The 5878-nt window shown below is 55.0% G+C and carries 4 protein-coding genes and 1 pseudogene; 3 read left to right on the top strand and 2 right to left on the bottom strand.

Features of this window, described 5'->3' with window-relative positions; translation table 11 throughout:
• The first annotated feature begins 195 nt into the window (after nucleotides 1-195).
• Both AC3WWR_RS30640 and AC3WWR_RS30635 read left to right on the top strand, forming a co-directional pair.
• The gene (locus tag AC3WWR_RS30640) at nucleotides 196-960 is read left to right on the top strand and encodes an inositol monophosphatase family protein (RefSeq protein WP_492599316.1); all 765 of its coding nucleotides are present in this window, start codon (nucleotides 196-198) and stop codon (nucleotides 958-960) included.
• Nucleotides 961-1484: 524 nt separating this feature from the next.
• Nucleotides 1485-1724 (top strand): annotated as a pseudogene (locus tag AC3WWR_RS30635) (diguanylate cyclase); the annotation flags it as partial.
• 437 nt (nucleotides 1725-2161) lie between these two features.
• Here AC3WWR_RS30635 and AC3WWR_RS30630 read toward each other — a convergent pair.
• Together AC3WWR_RS30630 and AC3WWR_RS30625 are read right to left on the bottom strand one after the other, a co-directional pair.
• The gene (locus tag AC3WWR_RS30630; RefSeq protein ID WP_151141959.1) at nucleotides 2162-2524 is read right to left on the bottom strand and encodes a histone-like nucleoid-structuring protein, MvaT/MvaU family; all 363 of its coding nucleotides are present in this window, start codon (nucleotides 2522-2524) and stop codon (nucleotides 2162-2164) included.
• Nucleotides 2525-2762: 238 nt separating this feature from the next.
• Nucleotides 2763-4295, bottom strand: coding sequence for an EAL domain-containing protein (locus AC3WWR_RS30625; protein WP_083349194.1), 1533 nt, complete (start codon nucleotides 4293-4295; stop codon nucleotides 2763-2765).
• Between the two features lie 443 nt (nucleotides 4296-4738).
• Here AC3WWR_RS30625 and hppD point away from each other — a divergent pair, with 443 nt between their 5' ends.
• Nucleotides 4739-5815, top strand: a complete 1077-nt coding sequence (gene hppD, locus AC3WWR_RS30620; protein WP_020797211.1) for a 4-hydroxyphenylpyruvate dioxygenase — start codon at nucleotides 4739-4741, stop codon at nucleotides 5813-5815.
• Nucleotides 5816-5878: the final 63 nt, after the last annotated feature.

Raw genomic sequence — 5878 nt, 5'->3', positions numbered from 1 at the left:
AGACCCCGCGCAATGGGGGGCAGGAATCGGTCACGTTGTTAGCGAAATGACCGGTCACGATGAGCGAAATACGCAGTGCTGCATTTGGGATCAGCGCACGAGCCGCTAGGAAGGCTCGCTGGGGCTCCAGCCAACCCCCACTCAAAAAGTCCAGTCCTGCCAGAGCTGCTTTCCTCCGTCGTCAACATAGTTTGCATGGCGGGCCAACTCCTCGTAACAGAATGGCAACGAGCAGACGGGCCAAGGGGGGAGGGGGACAAGGCAGTAGTCGATGTGGAAATTGAACAGCTTCTACGTCAGCAGCTGCTTGACCTGTTTTTCTGCGACTTTTGGGGGGAGGAGACCGGCCATACCCTGACAGGAGATTCATGGTGCTGGGTAGTTGACCCCAACGATGGCACAAACGATTTTCTGAGGGGGCTGAAAGGTTCAGCTGTATCAGTCGGCCTTCTACACAAACACACCCCAATGCTAGGTGTGGTCTACGCACCCGTAACGATCGAAGGGGTTCCAGATTGCATCGCTTGGGCTGAAGGATTGTCCAATTTGCTACGCAATGGGAAACCCATAGCTCCCAAGCTTCCGGATATGATTTGGTCGAGCGATAGCCGCGTCATGCTCAGTTCAGCGGCCTCAAATAAGGCAGAAATAAATCATGAGCTCTGCGCTCCAAGCAGTTTTGTCGCCATGCCCTCGATTGCCTACAGGCTTGCAAAAGTAGCCGCTGGCGATGGCGTGTGCGGTATCTCTGTCTGCCCTGTGTCCGCACATGATGTCGTTGCGGGTCATGCGTTGCTTAGGGGGGCGGGCGGAGTACTGCTCAATGAAACTGGTGATTCAATACAGTACGTAACGCAGGACAACATGCAAGTAGTATCACGACGCTGCTTTGGTGGATTGGAAGATGTGTGCCGGACATTGGCTGCTCGAGATTGGGATCGCATTTTCACCGATGTTTAATTTTTTCTTGGAAAATTAGTCTGTCGCGTGAGCGACTATCAGTAGCCAATGAGCTAGCCGCGTTAACCGTTTCGCACATTCAAGAGGTGCCCCGGCGATGTATAAATCTTTCAGCAAGAGTCAGGCTCGTCGCCGCCTGCGCCGACTCCTTGTGCTGGTCAGTCAAGGCTACACCTTTGTCATTACCAAGCATGGCAAAGCGGCTTGCTTGCTTGTAGCTGAAACGAGGGAAGGGAGTGTTGTGGCGCCCCGGGGCTGACAGCTATCGGGAACGGCATCATGCCCATCTGATCTATCCGTGTCTAATGCCTGACACCTCATCCGTTGCAGCGAGCAGTAGCTTGCCGGGCTCGGACAAAAGGATGCCCTGCGGTCGACAGCCTCCAATGTACCCATTGCTAGAAGCGAACCAAAATGCGATTCCCCAACCATCTTTTTTCGTTCTCAACAGGTCGAGTATCGCTTTCAGGTCAGGTACCGGTCCGTGCTTAATGCCGTCCTGGAAGGCATACATTGATTCCGAAGTGTCCGGTATCAGCGAGGCAGCTGAGATCCCTCGGCTCCAGGTATGCTGCTACTACATTCGAATTCGTACTGAGCTGCATTACCGTCATGTCCTGGGAAGAGTCCTTCGTCGTATGGGCGAGATTGACGATCAAGCCTGGTTGTTCGTCTTTGCGAAGCCGACACTAAAGCGATTCTCACAGCGTATCGCCGATGACTTGCCGGAAGACTTGGCTGTAGTGTGCGCTATAGGTGCACCTGCACCTGCACCTGCACCTGCAGCTGCCCCTGTGGTTTGTTCGACAGATGGTGAGTGGATAACTCAATACACTGTGAACTGAAAGAGAGGCATTCAGCTCGGCCCAACCACATCAGCGCAGTATGTATTACCAGCGGGCGATCTGGCCTCTACATGGACTTATCAAATAGCTTTACGAAAAGTTACCGCCAACTGCTGCTTGCCGTTTTCTGATGTGCTTTTCAAGCCTTAAAGTCTTGGCTCTAAGACGCAGAAGCTGGGCTATCCAGCAGCCACGCTTCCGATCAACGTTTACGTCCAAATCGTTTATGCGAGAAAACCACCCGGACCGATTGGTTCGGGTGGTTTTTTCCATTTTTTGCAATGATTAGTTCGCTAAGGCATTCCCATGCCAAGTCATTGTGACAACGTGTCAATGCATCGTGACAAATGGGGGGTTTAGCCGCGCAGCCAGGAGTCAACGGTAGCGGCACCGTATTGTTCCTTCCAGGCCTTCAGTCCACGGTGGTTGCCGCCCTTGGTTTCAATCAGCTCGCCGGTATGCGGGTTCTGATAAACCTTGACCACGCGGGCGCGGCGGGTCTTTGGAGCGGCGTGTTGCAGACCGGATTTTGCCGGGTTCGGGTCGAGGATGGCGATGATGTCGCGCAGGCTCTTGCCGTAGGTTTTCATCAGCCCCTGGAGCTTTTCTTCGAATTCGATTTCTTTCTTGAGCCCGGCATCGTTCTTCAGGGATTCAAGCTGCTTGAGCTGCTCTTGAAGGGCCTTTTCAGCTGCACGAAATTCAGCGAGTCTGGACAATATCTTTACTCCAATAGTGTGTTTGGCTGATACCAACCGCAAACAAAGCTATAAGCCAAGAGCCTTGAAGCGACTCGGGGATTAGATGCCACACCTGCCAATCTGATGCAGGCATGAAAAATTGTAGTAGTTAATGGGGCAAGAGTAAATCATGACTTTTTGTTCATGTAACAAGAGTTGTACTTGATTCAAATGGAGGAGTGCGGTGTGTCGTTGAATCGCTGCTAAAGGCCACTAGTTAATCATCACTTAATGCATTAATGAAATCGGCGGCGGGTATCGGCCGACCAAACAGATAACCTTGCAGGTAGTTCACGTTGTGGGCCGTCAGGTAGTCACTTTGCTCCTGGGTTTCCACACCTTCGGCAACCATTGCCAGGTCAAGCTTGGCCGCCAGCTCGATGATGCTTTCCAGAATGTGGCTGGAGAGGGTATCGATGCCGATCATGGCGACGAAGCTCTGGTCGATTTTCAGGAAATCCACGTTGAACTGGCGCAGGTAACCGAGGCTCGAGTGGCCGGTGCCGAAGTCGTCGATGGCGATCATTACGCCAAGCTCATGCAGTTGCTCGAACAATTGATGGGTAATGGCCGAGGGCTCGATCAGTTTGCGCTCGGTCAACTCCAGCACCAGGTGTATGGAGCCCGGGGCAAAGGCGGCGAGGAATTGCCGGCAATCCTCGACCAGCGCAAGATCCTGGCAATGATTGGCGGTGATATTGATGCCCACATGGAACGGCTCATCGAACGATGCCGACTTCCGTGCCAACAGCCTGGCTGTTTGTTGCATGATCGAGCGCGTCATCGGCACGATCAGCCCGCTGTGTTCGGCAAACGGAATGAACAGATCGGCGCTGACCAAACCTTCCTTGGGATGGTTCCAGCGCATCAGTACCTCGACTCCCGTGCATTTTTTGCTCAGCGCATGCACCACTGGCTGGAAGTACGGAACGAACTCCGCCGCGTCCAGTGCGCGCTGCATCTCAAGGGTTGGCGACGAGGAACGCTTCTGTATGACGTGCCCGATAAAACCTGCAATCACGCCGAAGAACAGCAACAAACTGAACAGTGGCGGATATTCACTGCTCATGTAGCGCCACACTTCGCCTTCGGGGAAACCGGCCGTTACGCTGAAGGGATAACGCGAAGATGCCAGCGTGTTTTGTGCGACGGGGAACTCGGGTGGATCGCCTTCGTGAAAACTGCCGTCGGCGGACAACCAGTGCGGCCCGACTTGCAACAACAACAGTGTCTGGCGCCCGATCAGGCGCAGGATATTACTCAGGTGGTAACCGTCCAGCGTGCTCATGGCGCCCCGTTTACCGTCGCTGAGTCGATAGACCAAAAACGCGGTGTCGGGCGTCACCGGGTTGCCCTTAATCAGCAACAACTGGCCGTTGGCATAATCTCCGGAAGCCATTTTTTCGTGATAGTCACCGAACAGGGAACTGCAATAGAGAGTGTCGTCCCATAGCAGGTTGGTCGAGCGCACGAATGGACGGCGTGTCACCTGCTCGCGCAACGCGAGGTTGACGTCAATGCAGCTTTGGCCAGCCAACGGCAGCAACTCGCGCGCCGCCTGGGCGGTGTTGTCGAGCATCAGTTCGAATTGGCGAGTCGCTTCTTCGGCGGTTTGTTGGCTGCTGAGCCTGAGTACGCGTTCGGCCTGCATGTAAAGAATGACGAAACCCAGCAGGATCGGCAGCAGTCCACTCAACAAGGTTACAGCGAGCCTGATGCCTCTCGGGTGGGCGTTGGTTTTCAGTGGCATTCGCGAAACCTGTATCGCTGAAGTGGGGCTCTCAACGCCTGGCGGGAAGTGATGCTTCCCATCAAGCGTTCAAGCAAGAGGCAGGATAGTTGGCCCTTGGCACTTGTGCCGAGGGATGATTCCAATGGGGATTTTCTTGTGTAACAAAGCCCTTGCGCGCCATGGGGAAAAGGGGATTTGATACAGAAGGCGGACAAATTGAGTTACGCTGTGTAGAATTAGGTTACGCATACAATAATAATCGTCTTCTGGCAGCAGAAGCCTCGCCCTCAGAGCCTTGGGTCGACAATGAAGATATTCGGGTTTCAATTGATCTACGGTGATTTCCTCGCCCGCAGCGTGCGGGGCATCTCCTGTGCGCCACCCACCGCTCTCAGCATTGCTAGCAACTAACGCTTGTTAATTTCAGCGGTTAATTCCTAAAGCATGATGAGGCGCCAACCATGGCAGATTTATACGAAAACCCAATGGGCCTGATGGGCTTCGAGTTCATCGAACTTGCATCGCCGACCCCCAATACCCTGGAGCCGATCTTCGAGATCATGGGCTTCACCAAGGTCGCGACCCATCGTTCCAAGGACGTGCACCTGTATCGCCAGGGCGCGATCAACCTGATCCTCAACAACGAACCCCACAGCGTCGCCTCGTACTTTGCCGCCGAGCACGGTCCATCGGTGTGCGGCATGGCGTTCCGTGTCAAGGATTCGCAAAAGGCCTACAAGCGTGCCCTGGAACTCGGCGCCCAGCCGATCCACATCGAGACTGGCCCGATGGAGCTGAACCTGCCGGCGATCAAGGGCATCGGCGGTGCGCCGCTGTACCTGATCGACCGTTTCGGTGAAGGCAGCTCGATCTACGACATCGACTTCGTGTTCATCGACGGCGTTGACCGTCACCCGGTCGGGGCTGGCCTGAAGATCATCGATCACCTGACCCACAACGTGTACCGCGGTCGCATGGCCTACTGGGCGAACTTCTACGAGAAACTGTTCAACTTCCGTGAAATCCGTTACTTCGACATCAAGGGCGAATACACCGGCCTGACCTCCAAGGCCATGACCGCGCCAGACGGCATGATCCGCATCCCGCTGAACGAAGAATCGTCCAAGGGCGCCGGGCAGATCGAAGAATTCCTGATGCAGTTCAACGGCGAGGGCATCCAGCACGTGGCCTTCCTCAGCGATGACCTGATCAAGACCTGGGATCACCTGAAAAGTATCGGCATGCGCTTCATGACCGCGCCGCCGGACACCTACTACGAAATGCTCGAAGGCCGTCTGCCCAACCACGGGGAGCCGGTAGGCGAGTTGCAGGCGCGCGGCATCCTGCTGGACGGTTCGTCCGAGTCGGGCGACAAGCGCCTGCTGCTGCAGATCTTCTCGGAAACCCTGATGGGGCCGGTGTTCTTCGAATTCATCCAGCGCAAGGGTGATGACGGCTTCGGTGAAGGCAACTTCAAGGCGCTGTTCGAATCGATCGAGCGCGACCAGGTACGTCGTGGTGTGTTGTCCACTGACTGATTGGTTGTAAAGATCAAAAGATCGCAGCCTGCGGCAGCTCCTACACGGTCCACCTGTAGGAGC

Source organism: Pseudomonas sp. EB271-G4-1, from assembly GCF_058791355.1.
Note: the sequence above shows the minus strand (reverse complement) of the source record. Positions and strands in the feature narration are given on the sequence as shown.